This is a genomic window from Nostoc spongiaeforme FACHB-130 (assembly GCF_014698475.1).
Classification (GTDB): domain Bacteria; phylum Cyanobacteriota; class Cyanobacteriia; order Cyanobacteriales; family Nostocaceae; genus Nostoc_B; species Nostoc_B spongiaeforme.
The window spans coordinates 53,624-78,680 of sequence record NZ_JACJTB010000015.1 but is presented as its reverse complement, the minus strand read 5'-3'; the positions used below and the strand labels follow the sequence as shown (position 1 = coordinate 78,680).

At 40.6% G+C, this 25,057-nt stretch carries 23 protein-coding genes, 1 tRNA gene and 1 other annotated feature; of the genes, 17 read left to right on the top strand and 7 right to left on the bottom strand.

Features of this window, described 5'->3' with window-relative positions; all coding sequences use genetic code 11:
* Positions 1 to 41 precede the first annotated feature (41 nt).
* The 3 genes from H6G74_RS13690 to H6G74_RS13680 all read left to right on the top strand — a co-directional run bounded on the left by H6G74_RS13690 (position 42) and on the right by H6G74_RS13680 (position 2,086).
* Positions 42 to 305, top strand: coding sequence for a hypothetical protein (locus H6G74_RS13690; RefSeq protein ID WP_190968189.1), 264 nt, complete (start codon positions 42 to 44; stop codon positions 303 to 305).
* A 412-nt stretch (positions 306 to 717) separates the two neighbouring features.
* Positions 718 to 1,323, top strand: a complete 606-nt coding sequence (locus H6G74_RS13685; RefSeq protein ID WP_190968188.1) for a helix-turn-helix domain-containing protein — start codon at positions 718 to 720, stop codon at positions 1,321 to 1,323.
* Positions 1,324 to 1,351: 28 nt separating this feature from the next.
* Positions 1,352 to 2,086, top strand: a complete 735-nt coding sequence (locus H6G74_RS13680) for a peptidylprolyl isomerase (protein ID WP_190968187.1) — start codon at positions 1,352 to 1,354, stop codon at positions 2,084 to 2,086.
* 197 nt (positions 2,087 to 2,283) lie between these two features.
* On the opposite strand, the gene lysS is transcribed toward H6G74_RS13680, so the two are convergent.
* Complete coding sequence (gene lysS / locus H6G74_RS13675) at positions 2,284 to 3,810, bottom strand: lysine--tRNA ligase (protein ID WP_190968186.1); 1,527 nt, start codon at positions 3,808 to 3,810, stop codon at positions 2,284 to 2,286.
* 222 nt (positions 3,811 to 4,032) lie between these two features.
* On the opposite strand from lysS, the gene H6G74_RS13670 reads away from it, so the two are divergent.
* Positions 4,033 to 6,171: a class I SAM-dependent methyltransferase gene (locus H6G74_RS13670; protein WP_190968185.1), complete on the top strand. Its 2,139-nt coding sequence runs from the start codon at positions 4,033 to 4,035 to the stop codon at positions 6,169 to 6,171.
* A gap of 202 nt (positions 6,172 to 6,373) precedes the next feature.
* Here the strand turns inward: H6G74_RS13670 and H6G74_RS13665 are convergent, their stop codons facing one another.
* A complete protein-coding gene (locus tag H6G74_RS13665; RefSeq protein ID WP_190968184.1) occupies positions 6,374 to 6,799 on the bottom strand; it encodes a hypothetical protein in 426 nt (141 codons plus the stop codon).
* Positions 6,800 to 7,443: 644 nt separating this feature from the next.
* Positions 7,444 to 8,406, bottom strand: a complete 963-nt coding sequence (locus tag H6G74_RS13660) for a M48 family metallopeptidase (RefSeq protein ID WP_190968183.1) — start codon at positions 8,404 to 8,406, stop codon at positions 7,444 to 7,446.
* Between the two features lie 134 nt (positions 8,407 to 8,540).
* Here H6G74_RS13660 and H6G74_RS13655 point away from each other — a divergent pair, with 134 nt between their 5' ends.
* The gene (locus tag H6G74_RS13655) at positions 8,541 to 10,097 is read left to right on the top strand and encodes a helicase C-terminal domain-containing protein (RefSeq protein WP_190968182.1); all 1,557 of its coding nucleotides are present in this window, start codon (positions 8,541 to 8,543) and stop codon (positions 10,095 to 10,097) included.
* Between the two features lie 158 nt (positions 10,098 to 10,255).
* Positions 10,256 to 10,471, top strand: coding sequence for a DUF2839 domain-containing protein (locus H6G74_RS13650; protein WP_190589074.1), 216 nt, complete (start codon positions 10,256 to 10,258; stop codon positions 10,469 to 10,471).
* 146 nt (positions 10,472 to 10,617) lie between these two features.
* Here the strand turns inward: H6G74_RS13650 and H6G74_RS13645 are convergent, their stop codons facing one another.
* Positions 10,618 to 11,157 carry a phycobiliprotein lyase gene (locus H6G74_RS13645; protein ID WP_190968181.1) on the bottom strand — a complete coding sequence of 180 codons (540 nt, stop codon included), beginning with the start codon at positions 11,155 to 11,157 and terminating at the stop codon, positions 10,618 to 10,620.
* Between the two features lie 536 nt (positions 11,158 to 11,693).
* On the opposite strand from H6G74_RS13645, the gene H6G74_RS13640 reads away from it, so the two are divergent.
* Both H6G74_RS13640 and H6G74_RS13635 read left to right on the top strand, forming a co-directional pair.
* Complete coding sequence (locus H6G74_RS13640; protein ID WP_190968180.1) at positions 11,694 to 13,124, top strand: efflux RND transporter periplasmic adaptor subunit; 1,431 nt, start codon at positions 11,694 to 11,696, stop codon at positions 13,122 to 13,124.
* A gap of 29 nt (positions 13,125 to 13,153) precedes the next feature.
* The gene (locus H6G74_RS13635) at positions 13,154 to 16,387 is read left to right on the top strand and encodes an efflux RND transporter permease subunit (RefSeq protein WP_190968179.1); all 3,234 of its coding nucleotides are present in this window, start codon (positions 13,154 to 13,156) and stop codon (positions 16,385 to 16,387) included.
* A 104-nt stretch (positions 16,388 to 16,491) separates the two neighbouring features.
* On the opposite strand, the gene H6G74_RS13630 is transcribed toward H6G74_RS13635, so the two are convergent.
* Positions 16,492 to 17,433 (bottom strand): glycosyltransferase family 2 protein, encoded by a 942-nt coding sequence (locus H6G74_RS13630; RefSeq protein WP_190968178.1) that lies wholly within the window; start codon positions 17,431 to 17,433, stop codon positions 16,492 to 16,494.
* A 162-nt stretch (positions 17,434 to 17,595) separates the two neighbouring features.
* On the opposite strand from H6G74_RS13630, the gene rplS reads away from it, so the two are divergent.
* From rplS to rplL, 8 genes are all read left to right on the top strand, one after another.
* Positions 17,596 to 17,958: a 50S ribosomal protein L19 gene (rplS, locus tag H6G74_RS13625; RefSeq protein ID WP_190968177.1), complete on the top strand. Its 363-nt coding sequence runs from the start codon at positions 17,596 to 17,598 to the stop codon at positions 17,956 to 17,958.
* Positions 17,959 to 18,108: 150 nt separating this feature from the next.
* A tRNA-Trp gene (locus H6G74_RS13620) sits at positions 18,109 to 18,181 on the top strand.
* Positions 18,182 to 18,374: 193 nt separating this feature from the next.
* Entirely contained in the window at positions 18,375 to 18,596 is a 222-nt protein-coding gene (gene secE, locus H6G74_RS13615) for a preprotein translocase subunit SecE (RefSeq protein ID WP_190589088.1), read from the top strand.
* Positions 18,596 to 19,228 (top strand): transcription termination/antitermination protein NusG, encoded by a 633-nt coding sequence (gene nusG, locus H6G74_RS13610; RefSeq protein ID WP_190589090.1) that lies wholly within the window; start codon positions 18,596 to 18,598, stop codon positions 19,226 to 19,228. Before secE ends, nusG begins: the two co-directional genes overlap by 1 nt.
* A 6-nt stretch (positions 19,229 to 19,234) precedes the next feature.
* Positions 19,235 to 19,660, top strand: coding sequence for a 50S ribosomal protein L11 (rplK, locus tag H6G74_RS13605; RefSeq protein ID WP_190968176.1), 426 nt, complete (start codon positions 19,235 to 19,237; stop codon positions 19,658 to 19,660).
* Positions 19,661 to 19,748: 88 nt separating this feature from the next.
* Positions 19,749 to 20,465 (top strand): 50S ribosomal protein L1, encoded by a 717-nt coding sequence (gene rplA / locus H6G74_RS13600; RefSeq protein WP_190968175.1) that lies wholly within the window; start codon positions 19,749 to 19,751, stop codon positions 20,463 to 20,465.
* Between the two features lie 56 nt (positions 20,466 to 20,521).
* Positions 20,522 to 20,687 (top strand) — a sequence feature (ribosomal protein L10 leader region).
* Between the two features lie 62 nt (positions 20,688 to 20,749).
* Positions 20,750 to 21,289, top strand: coding sequence for a 50S ribosomal protein L10 (rplJ, locus tag H6G74_RS13595; protein ID WP_190968174.1), 540 nt, complete (start codon positions 20,750 to 20,752; stop codon positions 21,287 to 21,289).
* A gap of 188 nt (positions 21,290 to 21,477) precedes the next feature.
* Positions 21,478 to 21,870, top strand: coding sequence for a 50S ribosomal protein L7/L12 (gene rplL / locus H6G74_RS13590; protein WP_190968173.1), 393 nt, complete (start codon positions 21,478 to 21,480; stop codon positions 21,868 to 21,870).
* Between the two features lie 208 nt (positions 21,871 to 22,078).
* Here rplL and H6G74_RS13585 read toward each other — a convergent pair whose 3' ends face one another.
* Positions 22,079 to 23,101, bottom strand: a complete 1,023-nt coding sequence (locus H6G74_RS13585; RefSeq protein WP_190968172.1) for a GGDEF domain-containing response regulator — start codon at positions 23,099 to 23,101, stop codon at positions 22,079 to 22,081.
* A gap of 923 nt (positions 23,102 to 24,024) precedes the next feature.
* Between H6G74_RS13585 and H6G74_RS13580 the strand changes: the two genes are divergently transcribed.
* Positions 24,025 to 24,285, top strand: coding sequence for a chlororespiratory reduction protein 7 (locus H6G74_RS13580; protein WP_190968171.1), 261 nt, complete (start codon positions 24,025 to 24,027; stop codon positions 24,283 to 24,285).
* 81 nt (positions 24,286 to 24,366) lie between these two features.
* On the opposite strand, the gene H6G74_RS13575 is transcribed toward H6G74_RS13580, so the two are convergent.
* Positions 24,367 to 24,912 (bottom strand): DUF2854 domain-containing protein, encoded by a 546-nt coding sequence (locus H6G74_RS13575; RefSeq protein WP_190968170.1) that lies wholly within the window; start codon positions 24,910 to 24,912, stop codon positions 24,367 to 24,369.
* Positions 24,913 to 25,057 lie beyond the last annotated feature (145 nt).

Below are 25,057 nucleotides of genomic sequence, written 5' to 3'. Positions count from 1 at the left end.
CCTCAGCAAGTTTAGCTATTGAGTAAATAGGAGAAAAAACAATGGTCAAGATGAATGTATCTGCAATCAATCCTGTTGGTTCCGAACTGTTTACAGATTCAGAAAACTTTCTCGAAGACTTAACTGATACAGAAGCTATGGCTGTGCAGGGAGGAGAAGGCGCTTTATTCCTGCCATATATCGCCTATGGTCAGAAGTTTCTAGAGTATAGCGTGAATGGATTTGCGATCGCCAATATTGCATCCATCGCCAAATCATTTAGTGCTGCTGCTGCTGCTGGTGCTGGTGGTGCTGGCGCTGCTTGATAGATTGTCATTTGTTAGTCTATAGGATTCAGTTATTCATAGCTGAATCCTCATAGAATCGGACGATTACTAGTAAATTTATTGATGATTGTTAGCCTTTAATTAATTTCCTTAGTTTTAAGTATTTATCTTAGACTAAGGATTTTTATATTCTTAATTTACATAAATATTTTATAGATTTAATTTTCACTTATTAGAAAATTACTAATTTAAATCTGACTGAAGATAGAAATTAAATCACATATCAATCATCTAATTTACTACTATTTATGGCTGTGATTGACACAAGTGCTTTACTAAGATTAGAGCTATTCGAGCAATTGCAAAAACATCTATTTATTTCATGGATTTACTTTAGCCGAAAATCCCAATTTAGATTGATTTTTCTCTTTGGATAAGGCTTTGAGGATATATGTCACATAAAATCAATCAATTTCCCAATTTAGAGGCATATAAAATCAATCCTGATGAGGTTTTAACACCTTTTCAGAAAAAGGTTTTGCTCAAAAATTTACATACAAATTTACAACCTGAATATCGTCGTCGTATCGAAATTATGTTGCTGGCAGATCAAGGTCAATCTCCAAGTAAAATTTGTCAAATATTAGGCTGTTCCTACCACATGGCAAGATATTGGACTAGTGTTGCCAAAGCTGGGTTAGCTCACCAATGGCAGGAACAAAAAATAGGCCGTCCAAAACTTATTAATGAGCAATATCTCGACCGCTTAAAAGAATTAGTAACTCATAGTCCTCAAGAATATGGCTATCCGTTTCAAAACTGGACTGCACAATGGTTAAGTAAGCATTTAGCCAATGAAATGGGCATTAAAATTACCGAACGTCACATCAGTCGTTTACTTAAACAAATGGGACTTTCCACAAAACAAAAAAATAATTCTAACCAACAAGAAACTAATGATATTAAAGATTCAGAAATTATAATATATGATTTACAATTAACTTGTGAATCTAATAGTTTGTCAGAATTATTCGATTTTGTGAATACTCATGAATAGAGAGTATTTTTCAAACAGGGATAAATCGATGACTGATTTTTTCATTATTTCTTCGGAAGATATATTGTATCAACTCAAGCTTTCCTGTCAACTGCCAGATATAATTGCTGCGATCGCAACTCGCAAGATTATTACTGATGCTGCTAATCAATCAGATATAAAAATTCAAGCAGGAGAGCTTCAGCAAACAGCAGATAAAATGCGTTTGGCAAAAAAACTTATCAAAGCTAAAGATACTGAAACATGGCTAGAAAAATATTATCTTTCTCTGAATGAGTTCAAAGAATTAGTTCAAATATCCTTACTTTCTGCTAAGTTAGCGCATCATCTCTTTTTTGAGCAAATCGAACCTTTCTTTGCTGCACATCAACTAGATTATGCTAAATCTATCACTTATGAAGTTGTTTTAGACGACGAAGAGTTAGCTTGGAAACTATTTTATGAACTGCAAGAACATAAAATCTCTTTCCAAAATATTGCCCAGCAATATATACAAGAACCAGAATTACGGCGTGTAGGTGGATATTGTGGAATACGATATCGTAGTGATTTGATGCCAGAGATTGCCAATTATGTTTTTACTGCCCATCCGCCACAGATTCTCAAGCCCATTCTCACACATCAAGGAGTGCATCTGATTTTGGTTGAAGAAATTATTCAGCCTCATTTAGATGAAGAATTACGCTGTAAAATTCTCCGAGATTTGTTTGCTGCTTGGTTACAGCAACAACTTGAAGAAATGAAAATTGTGGTACAAATTTAATCTCGGTATCAGCTAAAGTTAATTTTGAATCAAAGATGTAGGTTGTGTGGAGGAACGGAACCCAACATCATCAAGACTTTGTTGGGTTACGCTATCGCTTCACCCAACCTACTATTAATAAACGCTATATAAAAAACCTGTAATAACGTAAAATTTCACGTTTCTACAGGTTTTTAAATTATTCATTTGCAAATTTTTTAACTTTCTGTTTCTGCGGATGCTTCTGATTTTTCCGGCTTGAGTAAGGGGAAAGCGATGACATCCCGAATACTTGCAGAGTCAGTTAGTAACATAACTAACCGATCAATGCCAATACCTAAACCGCCTGTAGGTGGCATTCCATATTCCAGGGCGGTGAGGAAGTCTTCGTCTACACCTTGGGCTTCTAAGTCACCAGCAGCTTTACGGGCGGCTTGGGCTTCTAGACGTTCCCTTTGGTCGATGGGGTCTGTTAATTCTGAGAAACTGTTAGCAGTTTCGCGTCCCACAATAAATAACTCAAATCGTTCTACCAAACCCGGTTGAGAACGATGGGGTTTTGCGAGTGGCGAAATTTCTACGGGATAGTCAATAACAAAGGTAGGTTGAATTAAATTTGTTTCTACCTTTTCTTCAAAAGCTAAATTGAGTAACTTACCAATTGATTGGGCTTCATCTGTACCAGGAATCCCCGCATTTTTAGCTGCGGCTTTGGCATCTGACAAACTTTGGAAAGAATTAAAATCCAAGCCTGTGACTTCTTTCACTAAGTCGTGCATTGTCACTCTTCGCCAAGGTGGTGTTAAATCTACAGTTTCACCTTGGTAGGTAATGTGCAATGTGCCGAGAACTTCTTGGGCGACGGTAGTAACAATGCCTTCCGTCAGCGCCATCATATCGTTGTAGTCGGCGTAAGCTTGGTAAATTTCAATTGAAGTAAATTCGGGGTTGTGTCTGGTGGAAATTCCTTCATTGCGGAAAATCCGTCCCATTTCAAACACTTTTTCAAAACCACCGACAATTAACCGTTTGAGATGGAGTTCTGTGGCAATTCGCAGATACAGTTCCATTTCTAAGGTGTTGTGGTAGGTGATGAAAGGACGTGCATCTGCACCACCAGCTTCACTTTGCAAAACAGGCGTTTCAATTTCGAGAAAATCTCGCTGTTCTAAATAGCGACGAATACCTGCGGTGATTTGGGCGCGACGGCGAAAAGTTTGGCGGACTTCGGGGTTAACAATCAAGTCAACGTATCGCTGACGGTAGCGTTTAGCAACATCTGTTAATCCGTGCCACTTGTCGGGTAGGGGCAGAAGGGATTTAGTCAAGATGGTGTATTGTTTGACGTAGACTGATAACTCGCCCTTTTCAGTCCGTTTAATCGTGCCTTTAACTCCCAGAATATCGCCTGCATCTGTGAGTTGCTTTAGGTGGTTGAAAGCTTCAGCATCAATTTCTGCCATGCTTTCTTGGATACGATTTTTCTCCAGATAAAGCTGTATGGTGCCTGTTTCGTCTTGCAAGGTGAAAAATGCTAGTTTACCGAAAACACGCCGCGCCATGATGCGCCCTGCGATCGCAACTTCTAAGTCAACTTCTTCACCACTAGCTAAATCAACAAATTTTTCCTGCAATTGGGCGGCGTTATGGGTGGATTCCCAACGATAGGCGTAGGGATTAGCCCCTAACTGCTTAATCTGGTCTACTTTTTCCAGCCTTGCGGCACGGATATCTTCTTCCGACATGGTAACGAACTTTCAGGGGGCAAGATTAATTATAGATGCTGCAAAACTAGACATCAGAGATTTTTGCACTTGGCAAAATTTGATATGCGATCGCTCAGAAGATTGAAGGTTTGTTGTTAGAGCTTGAGTGCTAGGAAATTATGGGGTAAAGTGCGATCGCCAACAAGATTTGGTGAGCTTTCAGGGTTCAATGACACTCTACAATAAGGTATGTCGACATCTATGGATCTCAATAATACTCAATGTCCATCCTGCAATCAATCCGCACTAACCACGCGGATTGATCAGTATGACAACAAACAGATTTATATTGATGCTATTACCTGCAATAATTGTGGCAAAAACTATGACCTAATTTGGGGTGTTCCTTATTTAGGAATTTTTAAGCAGGAAGAGATACTTAGTCTTTTTGAAATTGCGGCAAATGCCGCCCAGTATCAAGTAAAGGACAAGAATGCAGACCATAGCTATTTGAATGTTATCAGTATGGTGAATGAGTACACCAACTCTTGCAACAAAGTAGCAGTACTATCAAAATATGGGCTGACAAACATACCTTACTGGCTGGAGTACCGATATAACGAGCATCTTTTCTTCAAAACTTTGACTCAAGCTATTGATCTACGGAATAAGTACGTTTTAGACATTGGTGCAGGGTCAGGCTATGACAGCCTAAAGTTTTACAGTGCAGGTGCAACCGTCACTTGTCTGGAGTTTAGTCCTGCTCTTAGTGCATTTGGGAATGCAGAATATCCACAGCTACGTTGGTTTGGTGGTTCCTCAGATAATTTACCTTTTGCGGACTGTCAGTTTGATATTGTTACTGCCAATGCAGCCCTACATCATCTGGTAGACATTCCCAAATCGTTACAGGAAAGTTTAAGAGTTCTAAAACCAGGGGGATATTTAATTACATTGGGTGATTCTTTTATGGCAGATAGCAGTACTGAGGAACAGGAGGCCCTGATTTTTAATCACCATACCAGCGTATTACAAGGTATAAACGAACAAGTCCCCAAATTCCAACTATTTACTGAAACTTTTAAACACTACAAAGACGCACTGGATATTCGAGTCTTTACTCAAAACCTTTATGGATTAATGCCATACCATAGCGAATGGAGTTTTGAAGAAGCAATTACAAAATTTCCGCATTTGGCTGGCAGTATTAATTTTTTGATTCAGAAAAAGCAACATATTTCTATTCCTCAAAGTAACCTTAGTCAAGAGGCTATTCGTCCTTCTGAATATGCAAAAGATTTATATAGCCCAGGTTCAGGAATCCATCGCCTAATTGACCTTATTGCTGACCAATTTGTTAATCTATCAGTCACAGATCAGAGTTATCCTAAGTTTCGATTACTTAATGGGTGGAAACTTCAGCAGGCAGGAGAAAATAAGCGCACTGCTTACAAACGAGCAAGGTTATTCTTTAGTTTGGATAGATTGAAGAATTTATTGCATCTTTCACTTCTCATTCCTTATGTCTCGGATTACGACTCCCCGACAATTACTATCAAATTAAATTCGATCAACGTTTTTTCAGAGGAATTAGTGAGAGGAGTATGGCACGAACTCTATATTCCTATGGTGGTTGAAGTCCATACTTACAAAAACTTTTTGGTTGAGATTCAGCTACAAAGTCACAATTCCTCAGAAGCAGCACAGGAATTTTACGTTAGAGATTTAGAGTTTTTACAAGAAGCTTCTCCGTCTAATTTATTTGCTCTTGAAAACTTTGGACTTGAAACACTAATTTTTACACATCTAAAAGATAAACACTCAGTCACAGTTCTCATATCGCCGGATTTTGAACACAATATGGATGTGATTAATCGGTTGCGAAAGTGGCAACTTAACTTGCAACTTATTGTTCCACACGGGCAAGAATTTTTCTATTCCTGGCTTCCTGAATGTGAAATTGTAGAAACCTATCCTAATTTTATTTCTGATCCAGCTTCTATTGATAATTATCACATCCAAAAACCTATCCAGCTTGTTGCAGCTTCTAATTCAGAATTAAAAGCAGTGTTACAAAAGATCATTTCAGTTGACTTAGATCAAGTCTATTGGATTCAATCGGGAGGATATAGTCAGTTGTTCGCAAGTAATACAGCAAGCATAACTGATGGTAATTTAACTGAAGCGACCGCCCCTTTACCGATTCAGCAATTGTCTCTAAGCAGTACCAATCAATCCTCTACCCACTCAAAACAACTTGAGCAAAAAGTTAGCTATCTGGAGAAGCAGCTTCAAGATGCTAGAGAAGAGATTGCAGCTATGAAAACCAGCAAGTTTTGGCAACTACGTGGTCGCTGGTTTAAACTCAAACAAATGATTGGAATCAATCATCGCAAATAAGAATACGAGTTCTACCAATTCTCCTAAATTAGTCAATAGATGGTTTCTCACAGTAGTCTTGCTGCATCTAATTTTCTTAATTACGTTAATGAGTAGGCGAGCATCATTGTGAATTGGTATTCTATTTTTAAGATAAAAAGCGATCGCCTGCACAAAACCAAGAGCGATCGCTTTTAATTAAAATAGTGACGAATACAATCTCTTACTTTTCGATTGCTAAGGAATAGCGAGATAAAATAGCCTTCATTTTCAAGTTAGTCAACTGAATCACAGCTTTAATCATATTTTGCTGATCAGGAAGTAAATCTAAGCTCTCTAGAGCTTGATACAAATTATTCCCAGCTTGCAATTGTTCTTTCAGTTTATCGCGTTGCGATAAACTTAAGATAGTATTAATTTCCCTGTTACGACGTTGACGTAAAGCTTGCAGTTGTTGGCGTTCTTGAGGAGTAAAATCTGCTTCCGAATATGCAATAAAGCTACTTGTAGCTTGGGAAGATTGAGCAATCATCACGCTAGAGTTAGCATGAGGTTGTAGAGGTGTAGCTAACGCCATCTCAGGTATCAAGATGACAAGGATAAGAACATTAGCTAACAAAGACAGCCATTTGGAAAAGTTAATTACCATTTTGAGAAACACATAAACAAAGTTTCATACTCTGTCAGTTTTAGATGATTGAGTTGGCACTTTAGATACAAACCCAGTTTAGAAAAATTTTATATTCTCAATACTTTGTGAATATAAAATTGCCAATCTCAAATCCAAAACTGTGGAAAAATTCACAACCAGATGGTAGCTTAGATGATTTTGCTGCCCCTGTCTAGAATGCGTAAAGTAAAATACAGAAGATAGGATTTACTGAATATCTATCTCTAAGCTAATCGTCATTTAAATTGCACCATGTTAATGGTAATGAAAGCTGCAAACCCTCTCCCTTGCACCCTGCGGCCTCAATGTGCTTTCTTATATGCTTAACAGCTTACCAAGCACCCTTAAAAACTATTATCGGAGATTCGGGAAACTTAAAAGATAAATCATGCTACAGAAAATTTATGTTTAGGTAAGCCGTAAAAAGTATAATCTCTAAAAATTTACATTAAACAATCAGCTACACAACTGTTCAAAAAAGTCGAGTATCTGAACCAGCATAATTTTGCCTAATTAAACAAACTTAACATAAGATAATTTTATGTATTTTAGGCAACTTAACTATTGACAATCAATCAAAATCAATCATTGTTTGGTGAGCATAATTATGCCCACCGCATCAACTACTGAGACCTTTTCATTCTGTTAATTTCTTGTTGTAATTCTTCAATTTGTCGGCGTAAATTCTCTGCTTCGCTTGCGGAAGTTTCTGCTGCAACATTTACTGCACCTTCGGAGGGCGATCGCTGATAATTACCTCGGCGGATTTGCTGATATTCTTCTGATACTGCCCAATCCCGTAAGTAATGTATCCGTTCCACAGCAAAGGGATGGCTTAACATCATGCCCTGAGCGCCATTGTAATTCAAGAATTTATAAATTTGATTCAGTCCATCTTCATCCAATGCCTGATAATTTTCTGACTGACGGATAAATTCTTGTAAACTACATTCATGAGCATATTTGCTACTTCCGCCCGATACCTTCATCATCGAAGACATCACCGGATTTAAGTCATCAAGCACTAACAATGCCGCCCGATCTGCCGTTAGTTCAGCTTTTCGTCGCCATTCAAAAAAGGCATAGATTAAGGCTTGGGTAACAAAATTACCAATACCAAAGGTCAAGTCACCCAGGGCAGAAGCAGCACTCATCGCCCACATCGCCATTTGAATTAAAATAGTATGACCACATTTAATATGTCCTAGTTCATGGGCTAACACTGCCCTAATTTCGACTTCTTCCAGTAAGTCTAGTATGCCTGTGTTTATGACAATGAAAGGATTTTCTTGCCCCAAAGCATAGCTATTTGCTTGGGGATTTTGTGAGACAAACAGTGCAGGTTCTGGGTAAACGTCCAAATCCCGCACACATTCCCGAAATATCTGGTAAATAGTGGAATATTGCCTAGGCCCTACTTGGATGGTGTTACCCATTAGATAGACTAACTGCGGGCGTTCATAGACAAATTCCATGAATTTGCGGGCCACTAACTCAAATCCCGGTAAATTTCGTAAAGCTTGTTCAGCTTGGCGATCAAGTGGATGCCGGAAAGCATCGCTAGAAATTCCTGTGTAAGTAGGCATAATTTAAGGAAATTGGTGATTGGTTATTAGTCATTGGTCATTTGTATTTACAGAGGACAAAAGACAAATGACTAATGACAACATAATAGAAATGGGGCTAATGGAAAAATCACTTTGTATGGGATTAAAAGCGTGTGATTGAGGCAGAAGTTCATTTATCACTACATAACTTCCTGCGATCGCAGGCGGGGTTCCCTTCCTGGCCTCATCATTTGACGATGGCAAGGTTGGTAGCCCGCGCCTTGCGTCTAGGACGTAGTGCTTTAATTCAAGTCGGGGCGGCTTGTGGTTATCAAGGAAGATATCGCACCAGCTTTGTCGCATCAGCATTAATGTGGCATGGCCCTGTAATTATTGTTGCGCCAGAAACAGTGCAGCAACGTCTGTTGCAAGTAGAAATTCCCCGCTTACAACAGTGGTTACAAGTGCAGAAGCCCATCCGCACAGGTAATACTTGGCCTAATTCTGAGTTTCAAGGGCTACTCCTAACTACTCCAGAAGCTTGGTTAAAAGGGCAATTAACAACTGCTGATGCTTTTCCTCCAAGTATTCCTACAATTATTGATGGTGTTGATGATTTAGAAGATTGGGTACGTCATCAACTCATTCAAGATGTGCAACCCCAAGACTGGGAAGAATTGATGTTAGCTTGTCCGCAGCAAGGGGAAGCAATTCGTAGTGCGAGAACACAACTAACTAAAGAAGTATTCCAGCATCCAGCCAACCCTTATGAGTGTTATCTCATTTCTCAGCCAGAAGCAGAAATTCTGCATAATTTGTTTGCTGAATTAGAATTAGCAACTATTCCCGATGTTTGGCAAAATTTCTGGCAGCAATTTCAATATATCCATGAAAATACACCACTAAATCAGCCACCCCATCTTTTTTGGACAACTATCGCCCGTCGCCAAGGTTTATTTTCTTTGCATTACACGCCGATAGAATTAGCGGAAATACTATCACCGATTTGGCAAAGACAGCCAGTGGTGTTAATTGGTAGTGCTTTAGAACCAGAAACCGAAGCGCCTGTATTTCGCCAGCGTTTGGGCTTGGATGATGTTACTTGTCTCAAGTTCTCCTCCGATAGTCAAGCCCAAGCCATTCAACTGTATGTCCCCCATCAGTTACCTTTACCGAATACACCAGAATTTCAGCCGTCCTTTATTCACAAAGTCCGCACCCTGTTGTGCTTGAGTGCAACAGCACCAGGGTTAACTGTTGTGTTGGTGGGAGATGTCCCCCTCAAGGCGCAAGTCGGGGCAATTTTAGCTTCAGAGTTTGGTTCGCGGGTGCAGGTAGAAAAAACCTGTTTAGATGAAAATGGTATTTTAATTAGTGGTTGGGAATATTGGCGAGAACATCAACAAGTTTTGCCAGCGCCACATTTGTTAATTATTGCGACTTTACCGCTACCATCTTTAGAAAATCCCCTGGTGGCTGGGAGAGTAGCTTATTACAAGCGATCGCACCAAGACTGGTTTCGAGTATACTTGCTCCCAGCAGCATTGAATGAACTACAACGCGCGATCGCTCCTGTACGCGAAAATCAAGGTGTAGTAGCATTGCTAGACAGTCGAGTAATTAACCGTAGCTATGGTTCTCAAATTCTCGCAGCACTTAGCCCTCTAGCACGCATCAACTATCTTGACCCTAGTTTATTTTCTAACCCAGATGAAGAAGATTCAGCTTAGTCTATAGTCCAGAAACCATAACAAATAACCAATGACTAATGACCATTGACAATTTACATTTTGTCAACGGATAGCGATCGCATCTGAGCAAACGCTATTATCAGCTTATTCGCAGATTTTCAATAACACACACTAATTGAAATTTTGAATTACTGATTATGGGTGAAGCAAAACGTCGCAAAGAAACATTGGGAGAACAATACGGTCAAGATGAGCGTATATTGTCTTGGGTTCCCATCACCAAAAAACAATCCGAATTATTTGTGGCTTGGACGACTCGCGGAGCCTGGATTGGTATTGGTACAATGGTTGCTGCTTGGGTAACTATCCGTTTTATCGGCCCCGCCTTCGGTTGGTGGCAAGTTCTAGATTAATAAAGTTCAGAGAGTAGATATAGCAATCTTATTTGATTTGTGAAAATCGAGAGGCTCAGATACCCGACTTCTTAAAGAAGTCGGGTATCTTTTGGTTCACGAACGATTTATGACTGCGATATCTACTCTGTATTATCCCCTGGGGATTAATCAATTCGCTTTTCTAAATATTGACCTATCATTAACTGTTCACCAGCGCGAGAGATAATTGTTTGTCTGGTGCGATATTTATTACCAATTAACTTTAATTCTTCCTCAAACACTGAGCTATTATACTCAGTTCGCAAGCACAGCGTTTCAGAATTGGTGAAATGGTATTCGGCGGTGATGGGTTTGGATGTGGCAAAACCGCGATCGCGGTACAAAATATTTCCTAAGACACCAAATAATGTCGAACCTTGTGATTCTTGTCTACCCTTGAGTTTATCTGTACTATTCCAAATTACTTCTGCACCACACATCAAGCTGACTGTATTAGGTAAGTCATGCAATTGTGCCAGCTTTTGTAATTCAGCGCATCCTTGGTCTAAAAACCGAATGGTAATCATACTCACCATTTCTTTGGTTTCACCCTCTGGCAGAGTATAGTAGCGTCTTTCTGAGCGCCACTGACCGGCTGATTTTTGGAAAAATTCTGTAATTTCTGCTTCGTTCGCGGTTTGAGTCAGTCTTAGCGGTGATGTCACTCGTTATTGTCCTCGCTTATCCTAAAAAATAGCGTTTGTTCATATACTACATGGTGACAAAAGACAATTACTGTTTAGATTTTTTAATATATTTCATAAATACTCAGATTTGCCGATTGCTTTTTTAGCAGCTTTGTTAGTATATATTAGGTATACTTAGTAAAACTAAATATCGTTATTTCATCAATGCTAATGCCAAAATTCAGGCAAAAATTAGCACGAAATTTGATTTGTTAAGATTCTCATATCTAAGCCTTATGGTCAAGATATGAGGAAAACATGCCTTCCTCTTAATGTTATTGCAGATAAAACAGTTATACATCTGCAATATTAGGTAGGATATGTTTTTTAAACTTTTATTTGGCAAAATTAGTAAAAATTGACACAAGAAGATATGTCTCAACATTAATTTATCATCAATGCTTCTATCTAGAGAAATATATTCAGAATGGCTTGGGTATAAAAGGCTGCTATTTTCGGAAAAACTTTATATATAAGCAAAATCAATCATTTGCCACCGACAACAGCAAAAATCAATGAAACAGCAAACCTACATAGCTCAAATCCCAGTGATGAATAGCAAGTTAAATTTAACCGCCAATATTTACGCAGGAAACCCAATCAACAAACGGATGTTTCCTTACAGTAAAACCAAGAAATTCATATCATTATTTGCTTGCTTATTCAGCACAGGATTACTCTCAGCTAGTTGTGCTTCTCTACCGAAAGAAGCAGCTGAAGCGCAATCACAACAACGTCGAGGCGGACAACAAGGTGGTGCGACACCTGTAGATGTAGCGATCGCTCGTACAGAAATATTAGAAAAACAGCCAGAATATACAGGTACAACAATCCCTTTCCGTATAGTATCGCTGCGATCGCAAGTAGAAGCGCGGCTATTATCCTTAAATGTAGATGTCGGCGATCGGGTTAGCAAGGGGCAGAACATTGGCCAGTTAGATGATGCGTTGCTGTTAACAGATTTAAAACAAGCCGAAGCCGAACTCGCCGCCCAAAAATCGGAAGTAGCCAGAGCCGCAACCCAGGTAAGTAACGCCCGTGCAGAAGTAGAAAGACTGCGGTTACAACTGGTGCAAGCCCAAGCCGACTCCGAAAGACAACAAAAATTATACAGAGAAGGTGCGATCGCCCAGCAAACTGCCGAACAAGCAGGTACTCAAGCCCAAACCGCCGCCCAAGCCTTACGGGCTGCTACTGAGCAAGTCCGCACAGAACAACAAGCCGTCGCCGCCGCCCAAGGCAGAGTTTTGGCACAACAAGCCGTCGTCGCACAAGCCAAAGAACGCCGTTCTTACTCCCGACTCATTTCCCCCATCAGTGGCGTAGTCACAAGCAAAGTTACAGAACCAGGCAACCTGTTGCAAGCAGGCGGTGAAGTGATCCAAATTGGCGACTTTAGCAGAGTTAAAGTTGTCGTCCAAGTTTCCGAATTAGAACTCGCAAAAATTAGACCAGGACAATCAGTACAAGTACGGTTAGATGCCTTTCCCCAAAGAAGCTTAACAGGTAGAGTTATCCGCATCTCTCCTACCGCCGATGCCACAGCAAGGCTCATCCCCGTAGAAGTGGAAGTTCCCAACAGTAACGGCAATATTGGTAGCGGACTGTTAGCCAGAGTTAATTTTGAAAACCAAACCCAACCGCGAGTTGTCATTTCGCAAACTGCCATTCAAAAACCAGCCACAGACAAACAACCCACTGAAAACCAGACAGATGGCACTATATTTGTCCTGACTGATACCCCAGGACAGCCAAAAGTAACAGCGCGTACCGTCACCTTGGGAAAAAAAGCTGATGGCAAAGTAGAAATTTTATCGGGTTTGCAGCCAGGAGAACGCTACGTAGTTCGCAGTGGTAGACCTTTAAAACCAGGAAACCCTGTGCGTCTGTCAATTCTCTCCGAAACAGACGAATCGAATTCTACACAACCCAGAACTAGAAATTAAGAATTTAGATTTGGAGTGCAATCATAGTCATGCAGCAAGTCCAAAAAAGCGGCGGATTTAGTATCAGCGCCATCTCCATCCGCCAACATATCGGTACACTCATGCTGACCTTGGCAGTAATTGTCATGGGTGTATTTTTTATCGTCAAACTGCCAGTAGATTTACTACCATCAATTACCTATCCTCGGATTGGGGTGCGGATACCAGCACCAGGAATTTCGCCAGAAGTGGCAATTGATGAAGTCACCAAGCCCTTAGAAGAAGCTTTTTCTGCAACCGAAGGTGTATTGCAAGTATTTTCTCAAACCCGTGAAGGGCAAGTCAGCTTAGATTTATACTTTCAGCCGGGGGGTAATATTGACCAAGCCTTAAACGATGCGACAGCAGCCTTTAACCGCGCTAGAAGTACTTTACCAGACACTATAGAATCACCACGCATATTTAAAGTAGATCCTTCCCAGTTACCTGTTTACGAAATGGCATTAACTTCACCTTCTTTGCAAGGTGTAGATTTACGTGTTTTTGCCGAAGAAGAACTCGCACGGGAACTGGGTGTTGTTCCTGGGGTAGCTGGGGTAGATGTGTCGGGAGGAGTCCCGGAAGAAGTTAGAGTCAATATTGATTTAGACCGCCTACAAGCTTTGGGTGTAGGTTTAACAGATGTTTTAGATGAATTAAGAGACCGCAACCAAGATATTTCCGGCGGTCGTATTTTAGGGCAGAATTCTGAACCATTAACTCGGACTGTCGGTAGGTTTCGCAGTGCAGAAGAATTGCGAAATTTATCCTTTGAAGTATCTGCGGCTAACACGAGTAATACTCAATCAACAGTTCCTCGTCGCCGCGTTTATCTGCGAGACTTTGCCGAAGTGATAGACGGGTCAGAATTGCAAAGGGTTTTTGTTTCTTTGAATGGTGAACCAGCCGTCAGAATTAGTGTTCAAAAACAACCAGATGCTAATACCATCAACGTGGTTGATAGTGTGAAAAAACGCGTAGAAGAACTGCGACAATCTGGTGTGATTCCTGAAGGAACGGTAATTACTGCGACCTTGGATGAATCAAAGTTTATTCGTAATTCTATTTCTAATGTTACAAGTTCTGGGTTAATTGGGACAGGGCTGGCAGCGATCGCAGTTCTCCTGTTTTTAGGTTCTCTACGGCAAACCTTTATCATTGTCATCGCTATCCCTCTAGCCACCCTCGCCGCAATTATCTTGATGGGGTTGTTTGGCTTATCCATCAACGTTTTTAGTTTGGGTGGTTTAGCTTTAGGTGTGGGTATTGTGGTGGATAATTCCATCGTTATGTTAGAGAACATTGCCGAAGGTGTGGGTATGACACCAGGCAAAAGTAACCGAAGCAAATTAAACCAGCAACAATTAATTAATCAATCAGAACAAAGTAGCCGCGAAGTCGAATCAGCCTTAATCGCTTCTACTAGTACCAACTTAGTTGCAGTATTACCATTTCTGCTCATCGGTGGATTTATCGCCCTGCTATTTAATGAATTAATTTTGACAATTAGCTTTTCCGTAGCAGCTTCGATTTTAATTGCTGTTACCGTTGTGCCGATGATGGCATCTCGGATGCTGGGATGGAAATTTTCGAGCCGTTTGAGTGAATTTTGGCTACTCAAAGAATTTAATCGCCGCTTTGATGCTGCCACCAGAGGATATGGCGGCTTTTTAAGTATGATATTACGCTGGCGGATAGTTACAGTTGCGATCGCCCTCCTCTTATTCGGTGGCGGTAGTTTATGGATGGCTCCCCAAATTCCCCAAGAAATCCTCCCCAGAATTAATACCGGACAAGCTAACTTAAACGCTCAGTTTCCTCCGGGTACACCCTTGGAAACTAACCTCAAAGTCATGAATGCGGTAGATGAACTTCTTCGCAACCAACCAGAAACAGAATATATCTTTTCCACATCTGGCGGTGCTTTATTTGGCAACACCACCAACGCCAACCCTTTACGCGGTACCAGCAACATCACCCTCAAACCTGGTACAAATGTTGAAGCTTATGTGGAACGAGTCACCCAAGAACTGGACAAACTAAACTTAGCCGGAATTCGCCTGCGCCTTTCACCTGGACAAGTGCGGGGTTTGATTCTCAATAACTCCCCTGTGCGTGGTGCAGATGTTGACGTAATTCTCCAAGGAAACGACCCAGACACCTTACAACAAGCCGGTCGTCAAGTCTTAGCCGCCTTAGAAGAACAAGCCACCCTCGCCAGATTTCGTCCCGATGCCGATGAACGCCAACCAGAAATTCAAATTTTACCAGACTGGGAGCGCGTTTCTGCCTTGGGTTTAACTACTACAGATATTGGCGATACCATTCAAACTGCCCTAGAAGGTAGCGTTCCCACCCAATTACAACGCGGCAACCGCTTAATTGATGTGCGTGTCAAGTTAAATGAAACAGATGTGCAAACCCCATCTCAATTAGAAAGATTACCATTATTTGTTGATAATAATCAGCAAGTCCGGTTAAGTGACGTTGCCCAAATCGTTGAAGGACAAGCACCCGGAGAAATTCAACGCATCAACCAGCGCCAGGTTGCTATCTTTGCAGGTAATTTAACCGAAGGTGCAAGTTTAAGCCAAGCCATAGCCCAGGTAAAACAAGTAATAGATAACCTAGATTTACCAGAAGGTGTAAGTGTCTTACCTAGCGCGGCTGCTGAATCAAATCAACAACTGCAAAGTTCACTACAACTATTAGGTGGATTAGCAACATTTCTGGTATTTGTAGTCATGGCAGTACAATACAATTCCCTCATCGATCCTTTGGTAATTATGTTTACCATCCCGTTAGCACTAGCCGGGGGAATTTTCGGTCTTTATATTACTCAAACTGCCATTGGTGCCACTGTGATAGTTGGTGCTGTGTTATTAGTCGGTATTGTAGTGAACAATGCCATCATCATGGTTGAGTTAGCTAACCAACTTCGAGAAAAAGACAACATTGATCGCAAAACAGCAATTTTACAAGCTGCACCTCAACGCTTACGTCCTGTACTCATGACTACCATTACCACTGTGTTAGGGATGTTTCCCTTAGCATTGGGAATTGGTGAAGGTTCAGAATTTTTACAACCCTTGGGGGTAGTTGTGTTTTCTGGCTTATCCTTAGCGACTGTATTAACACTGTTTATTATTCCGTGTTTTTACACGCTGCTGCACGATATCTTAGATTTCGGGTGGCTCAAGACAATACTCATCAAGTTTGATAAGTTGAAGAACAGGTATTACTAATTTTGTTCTCAGCTAAAGTTCGTTAATTCTCACATAGAGACGTTGCATAAAACGTCTCTATAAAAGTCGATAAATCATATTTATATCCAGGAATTATCTAGTATTTAATAATATAAAACAGATTTTTTAATCAGTTTATTTTGAAAATGTAAATTGCGAAAGAAAACGATAGTTAAGAGAATTTTCCATACCATAAACGAGAAAGCAGCTTGATAAAACATCCCCAAAAAAACTGCAAGATTTTTCTGCTTGAGTGCAACGAATGCCCAATGTAATATGAGATATTTTTTGATATCTATCATCTTGGGAAGATGATTATGATGATTATGATGAACTAAAGGATAAATTTTCTCCTTGATTAAAATATTTGTCTCTAATCTTTTAGATACAGCAAATTTATGATTATAAGCACCCGGCCAAATGGTGCGATAAGCGAGACATTGATTCAGAAAAATAGCATCACCAAATTGGACAATTCTTAGCCAGGAATCTATATCATCACAATTAGCATCAAGTTGGGAATCCCAACCACCTGTTTTACAAAAAGCATCACGGCTACAAGCAACTTGCACAGGTGTACCAAAAGGCAATAATTCCAACAGCATTCCGTAGTGAATATCGGCTTGAGGAACAGAAAAAGCCAAACCAGGTCCAAGCTGAGGAGTGCGACTGAGTTCTACTTCATGTTCATTCACCTGAGCCGCCACACAAGAGCAAATCACCGCACTTGGACAAAGTGCGATCGCCTTTGCCATCTCTTCGATACAATTATGAGCCAGATAATCATCATCATCCAAAAACTTAATCCACTCACCACTGGCTTTTTGTACTCCGGCATTTACTGTAGCCGCATGACCTTTATTTACCTCATTGCGGTGGTAAACTACTCTATCACCCAAGCTTTCTACGTAGGCTTGTGTGTCATCCCTAGAACAATCATCCGCGACAATCACTTCGCAAGGAATTGTCTGGTTAATAGCAGAATCAACGGCTCGACGTAGTAAGCTTACGCGGTTATAGGTAGTGATCACAACGCTAAACTTCATAAATATCACACCTGTAGCAAAGCTTTATGCAATATAGCTTTCATTTTTAGATATGTCGTATCGGGTAAAAATCGGGTAAAAATTTAAATCTTAAATATTACTAGACTGAAAGTAGATTCTCGATTTATTATGGATGATTGTGGGTTTTTCAGCAGATAAGCTATGAACGCTCAAGAGATTATCCGCTCCATAGAAGCGGAACAACTAAAATCTAACTTGCCCAATATTTACGTGGGCGATACAGTCAAAGTCGGTGTGAAAATCAAAGAAGGCGACAAATACCGCGTCCAGCCCTACGAAGGTGTTGTGATTGCTAAACGCAACGGCGGTATTAACGAAACTATTACCGTTCGCCGTGTGTTTCAAGGGGTAGGCGTAGAGCGCGTATTTTTATTACATTCTCCACGCATCGACAGCATTAAAGTTGTACGTCGTGGTAAGGTACGTCGTGCTAAACTGTACTACCTGCGCGATCGCATTGGTAAAGCAACTCGGATCAAGCAACGCTTCGACCGTCCTTTGTAATTTTTTGCTCAGGGTATGAGAGAAATCTCAATTAACAAGCGGCTTTTGCCGCTAAGTTGCTTCCCCGAAAAAAATCATGTACAATCAGAATCGCAATTGCGTTAAACTAAATAAAAGTTCAGCGCAATCACCGAATCAAAACCAACCTGTGCGCTCTTAGTTCAGTTGGTAGAACGCAGGTCTCCAAAACCTGATGTCGGGGGTTCAAGTCCTCCAGGGCGCGCTCGCAAGCAAAAACAAAACCCGAAACAGTAACACTTCTACCTACAACGTAGTTAGTGTTTACCATTTCGGGTATAATTGTTTTATACTTTAGAGAATTTTTGCTGCAAGTCAGCAGGCTGGAATCAAAGCTGTAAACCTGAAATTCAACCAAGCAGGATATAGCTGTACAAGAAACGGGGGGATAAACAACAGTGGCGAAAAAAAATGAAGCTGAAATGCCGGAAAACACTGGCGGTCTAAACATCCAAAACTTTGTTCAAGGCACAAAAGAAGAACTTGAAAAAGTAGTTTGGCCAAGTCGCAGACAGCTAGTGAGCGAATCAGCAGCCGTGCTGTTAATGGTGACACTCTCCGCATCTTTGATTTATTTGGTGGATGGATTGTTTGCTTGGGCAGCAAAACAGGTGTTCTGATGACTTTTGCAACAGACGACCCACTTAACTCAAATTTGCAGTCAGAGGAAACAGCAGAAGCGGCGCTCAAAGAAGCGCGGTGGTATGCAGTACAAGTAGCCTCCGGCTGTGAAAAGCGCGTCAAAACCAACTTGGAACAACGCATCCAAACCTTTGACGTTGCTGACAAAATCATTCAAGTCGAAATTCCGCATACGCCAGCAGTCAAAATTCGGAAAGATGGCAGTCGCCAGCACACAGAAGAAAAAGTCTTTCCTGGCTATGTGCTAGTCAGAATGGTGCTGAATGATGATACATGGCAGGTAGTTCGTAACACCTCTCATGTGATCAACTTTGTCGGCGCAGAACAAAAACGTGGCAGTGCCAAAGGTCGTGGTCACGTTAAACCAGTACCTCTGAGTTACTCAGAAGTCGAGCGGATATTCAAACAAACCACCGAACAAGAGCCAGTCCTCAAAATTGACATGGCTACAGGTGATAAAATTGTCGTGCTTTCTGGCCCATTTAAGGACTTTGAAGGCGAGGTGATTGAAGTCAGTCCAGAGCGTAGTAAACTCAAAGCCTTGCTCTCGATTTTTGGCCGAGATACACCCGTTGAATTGGAATTCAATCAGGTAGAAAAACAGAGCTAAATACAAATGGCGAAAAAAGTAGTAGCGGTCATTAAACTGGCCCTGAATGCTGGAAAAGCCAACCCAGCACCACCAGTTGGCCCCGCATTGGGTCAACATGGTGTGAACATCATGATGTTCTGCAAAGAGTACAACGCCAAAACAGCCGATCAAGCTGGTATGGTTATCCCTGTAGAAATCTCCGTTTATGAAGACCGGAGTTTTACATTTGTACTCAAAACCCCACCAGCATCAGTATTGATTCGCAAAGCAGCGAAAATCGAAAGAGGTTCCAACGAACCCAACAAAAAGAAAGTTGGTTCCATTACCAAAGCGCAATTGCGGGAAATTGCTCAAACCAAATTACCCGACCTCAACGCCAACGACATCGACGCGGCAATGAACATTGTGGCCGGGACCGCTAAAAACATGGGCGTTACGATTACAGATTGATCAATCACTCAATCTAAAATCCAAAATCTAAAATCTAAAATTGTATGGGGGAGAAGCCAAGCTTCGCCATTGACCCCAGGAGAAAAAAATGACAAAAAAAGTATCGCGTCGCTTGCGAGAACTGCAAGCAAAAGTAGAGGATAGGGACTACGCGCCCATAGAAGCTTTAACACTACTAAAAGAAACAGCAACAGCAAAATTCCCCGAAGCCGCCGAAGCGCATATCCGGCTGGGAATTGACCCCAAATATACCGACCAGCAGTTGCGGACAACGGTAGCACTACCCAAAGGCACAGGACAAATTGTTAGGGTAGCAGTTATCGCTAGAGGTGAAAAAGTCACCGAAGCAACCAACGCTGGTGCTGATATTGTTGGTTCCGAAGAATTGATTGACGAAATCCAAAAAGGGATGATGGATTTCGATAAACTCATTGCTACACCAGATGTCATGCCACAGGTAGCGAAACTAGGTAAATTACTAGGCCCCCGTGGTTTGATGCCATCCCCCAAAGGTGGTACAGTAACATTTGACATTGCAAGTGCGATCGCCGAATTCAAAGCTGGTAAATTAGAATTCCGGGCTGACCGTACTGGTATTGTTCATGTTATGTTTGGTAAGGCAGGTTTCTCCCCAGAAGATTTGCTAGTAAACTTGAAGGCGTTACAAGAAACAATTGACCGTAACCGTCCTTCTGGAGCAAAAGGCCGCTATTGGCGAACCTTGTATGTATCTGCTACTATGGGGCCTTCAATTAAAGTTGACATCACCGCTTTACGGGATTTAAAACTGACCGAAGTTGCATAATTTTTAGTCAATCGTCATTTGTAAAAACAAAGGACAAAGGACAAGTGACTAATGACAAAACTAAATAGTTCAAACCGGAGACAGCAGGTGCGAATAGCTTAATATCCTGCCGAGGTAAAAACTCTCATTGCCTGAAGTACTACCTACAAGGCGTAGACACTACAGCGTCAAGAGTTTTGCTGCTAAACCCCGGTTAAAAAACTGGGGTTTATTGTTTTTGGTTGTTCAGAACTAGAACACACAAGCAGAAAAATCGCTGATTTTGCCCTTGGAGGTGAAACAAGATGGGTAGAACGTTAGAAAACAAACAAGAAATAGTAGCTGACCTTAAACAATCTTTGAGTGAGTCAACTTTAGCACTGGTAATTGAATACCAAGGGCTAACAGTTGCCGAAATCACAGATTTACGGCGGCGGCTGCGTCCGAGTGGCACTACTTGTAAGGTAACGAAAAATACCTTAATGGGTATTGCCATTAAAGAGGATGAAAAATGGCAACCAATGTCTGAGTTGCTGAAAGGTTCTTCCGCCTTTTTGTTAGTCAAAGAAGACTTCTCCTCAGCAATTAAGGCTTACCAAGACTTCCAAAAAGCCACCAAGAAAACAGAAATGCGTGGTGGTGTCATGGAAGGCCGTCTGCTGAAAGAAGCAGATGTCAAGGCTTTAGGAGACTTGCCATCCAAAGAACAACTCATGGGTCAAATTGCTGGAGCTATCAACGCATTGGCTACCAAAATTGCTGTTGGTATCAACGAAGTTCCTGGTGGCTTGGCTCGTGCTTTGCAAGCTTTGGCTGAGAAAGAACAAGGAAGCGCAGCTGAATAGTCAGCAAAAAATAGGAAGTATGAAGTATGAAGTGTAAAATAAGCCGATTATTCAAAAATGGTTTATTTACTGATTTTTTCGTTCTTTAGACTTCTTTAGTCAAGAGTCAATAGTCAGTGGTAATTACAAATGACGAATGACAAATGACAAACTACTCATAATTAATCAAAAATTACGGAGTTACATCAATGTCTGCTACAACCGATAACATTTTAGAACAGTTGAAATCCTTGACCTTGCTAGAAGCTGCTGAATTAGTTAAGCAAATCGAAGAAGCTTTTGGCGTAAGTGCTGCTGCACCTGCTGGTGGCATGATGATGATGGCTGCTCCTGGTGCTGCTGCTGCTGCTGAACCAGTAGAAGAAAAAACCGAGTTTGACGTAATTCTGGAATCTGTTCCTGCTGATAAGAAGATTGCCGTACTGAAGATTGTCCGGGAATTGACTGGTCTAGGCTTGAAAGAAGCTAAAGACTTGGTAGAAGCTGCTCCTAAGCCAATCAAAGAAGCGATCGCTAAAGAAGCTGCTGAAGATGCTAAGAAACGGATTGAAGAAGCTGGCGGTAAAGTTACCGTTAAATAGTTTTAGTTTCAATATTTGTTTTTAATTAAGAAGCCTAAATAGGCTTCTTTTTTTGTATTTTTATTCATTATTTTTCTACCCATAGCCAAAGCAGTTATACCAATTCTATGAGAAGCTGCACTTTCTAAATTCTGTAGAGACGTTTTATACAACGTCTCTACAACAACTTTTAATTCTGCCGCCTGTCACCTCTTACCTGTCCTCTGCTTTATCTTAGAATAATTCGATTACGCCCTTCAGCCTTAGCGGTATAAAGTGCTTTATCTGCGGCCACAATCAAATCAGAAGGTGAAGATTCCCATGTAGGAATTAGGGTAGCCACACCGATACTCAGAGTGACATACTCATTTACCGCAGACGCATCGTGAACAATTTGTAAGTTGTTAACACCATTCTGCATTGCTGTGGCTACATGAAATGCACCAGCAGCATGAGTATTTGGCATAACTACAGCAAATTCTTCGCCACCATAACGAGCTACTAAATCGTGATGTTTTTGTGCATTTTTGCTCAAAACAGCACCCACCCTCTGCAAACAAACATCTCCGGCTGGATGACCATATTGATCGTTATAAAATTTGAAATAATCGATATCACATAAAATTAATGACAGAGGAGATTCTTCCTGTGCCAAATTTATCCATTGGGTATTCAGGTATTCATCAAAGCGACGGCGATTAGCCAAGCCAGTTAAGCCATCAACATTAGCGAGTTGTTGTAAAGCTAGGTTGGCTGCTTCTAATTGTTTATATACTTGCGCTTGTTGTAGTAGACGACGTAAACGTTGACGTAAAACTGCCCAATGAATTGGCTTGGTAACATAATCAGAGGCTCCTGCTTCAAAGGCGCGGTCTACGGATTCGGAATCATTTAAACTAGTAATCATTAATATGGGTGTGCGTTCCCATAATTTGGAGATCACAGTATTGCCTGTAGCAGAGTCAGTATCAAAATTTGCCAATGCTGACATAAGGTTATTTCTGGCAATTTGGAGCAGGTGTTTACAACAAGTAAAGCCATCCATGACGGGCATGATTGCATCTAGCAATACTATGTCGGGTTTGACAGTTTCATAGGCATCTAAACACTGCTTGCCATCTGCAACCTCAACAACTCGATAGCCTTCTTGTTCCATAGCTTCACGCAACAGCAAGCGGATGGTCTTGTCATCATCAGCCACCAGAATTACTGGAGGTTGTTTAGGTAGAGAAAATGGGCTTAAGCCTGACATGAATTGCGTTCCACAGAAAATGAAAGTATCGACGAAGGGTAAGCTGGAGAAAACCTGCATAACACAAAAAAATAGCCATTGAGTAAGATTTTGTGACAGTAAATCTTACTGGAAGACATCTGGCTGAAATTTCATGACCACAGTAAAACTTGGCAGTACTGTAATGGTCTATATTGTGCAGGAGGTTTGAATTTCCTATTGGAGTGAGTGCTTGTTAGCATTAATGACTGATAATGGAGGGTGCGATCGCACAACCGTTCCATCATGGCTAGAAATTTTCTACCCAACCTGTCCGACTGCACAATCAATTTTTTTAGGAAAAGAGAATATTTAATCAGCTTTAGTAAAGAAAAATTTAGATAAATTGGTTTCATAGACAATTTACTGACAAGGGAAAAGCAATTTTTACTTGGGTTGCTCTAGCTTTGCAAAGAAGGCTTATTTTTATATTTCCCTAGTCCTAAAGTGTAATTACTATTTTGAGCAAAACTTCAAATCTACACTATGCTGATTAAACTCTCAAGTGACTTTGGACATATACTAAGCAGATTCTCAGCCATGACAAGTATGGCCGAGAAAACAGCTAAACTAAATCTGAAAAACGCTGGAATGTCCTTGGTTCCTACTTGTAATGCAATCTCACCCATTTCAATGGATGGATAATTACCTAGATTAAACAGTGTTAATATCAAGCTATATAAAAATTTTATTTTTTAAAGTTTAATTTACTTTCGAGTTAAGTAAAATTCCTGATTTCAACCTGAATAGTTCGTGGATAGCACAAAATCATAGATAAACTTTTAAATAATCTTTATTTATCTACTAGAATGTGTTAAGACACATTTACAGAAAAATTGTTTAAATAATATTGTTACAGCTAAAATTTTTAATAAAAATAAATTTAAATTAACTCAATTACAGCTATGCCAGACTCTTTAATGTATCAACAAGATAACTTTGTGGTCTTAGAAACCAACCAACCAGAACAATTTCTCACAGCATCAGAGTTATTTGAAAAGCTAAAAACAGTTTTACAAACAATCAATTCTCAAGATTTACCACCAGATTTACAAAATATTGAATCTTTAGAAGCTAGAGTCCAATATCTCATCGATACTAGTTGTGAGTTGGATGTTGGCGCAGGTCAATATTTACAGTGGTATGCAGTTCGGTTAGAAAAGTGATTGTCGGTCAATCGTTATTAGGCGATCGCACAGTCAATAGCTAATAATTAATATTTATTGCTATTGACCATTGACCATTGACTATTGACTAGTAACCAACGCTAACTCAATTTGATCTGCATCGGGCTGGGTGATTTTGATCTCTACTCCAGGGCCAAAGTAACTGGTCATTTTTTCTTGTTTTTGTTGCCAAATATGAAGAGGTATATCAGGAGAATCAAATTCTAAAATTAAGGTGTAAGCACCATTAGTTTCCTCTTCCCTTAACCCTGTAACAGTTGGTCTTTCTTCGTCGGTGGGGCTGAGACCTAAGTAAGAAAGTGCTGCATCCAAGTGAGCATCTTGACCATAGCAATACCGAGTGATGTCTTTGCGGATTTTATTTTGCGTGACAGTTGCTTGCTGCTCACGCAGAGATAATACTGATGGTGCTGTGACTTGGCTGAAGGGTATTGGTTTAAGTTCATTGGCTTTGAGTGCTAGTCCCCCCAATAACAAGGGAAAACCATAAAAAAACCCGACAAGATTGAGTGTGGCATTATTCGCAGCATAGGCAATGAAGCCAACAAGGGTTAATATGCTACCAACTGTTAAACCTAGAGTTCCCAAAGAGATTTGGCGTAACATGAGCAGAAGATAATATTTATTAAGACATTAGTTTTATTATCATCGGCTATGTGTCACAGATGATGACAGCCGCATAACTTTCATCCAGTTGTTCAAGCTTTGCCTGATTTTGCGTTAACTTTAAACTGGACTGTAGTTAATCAAA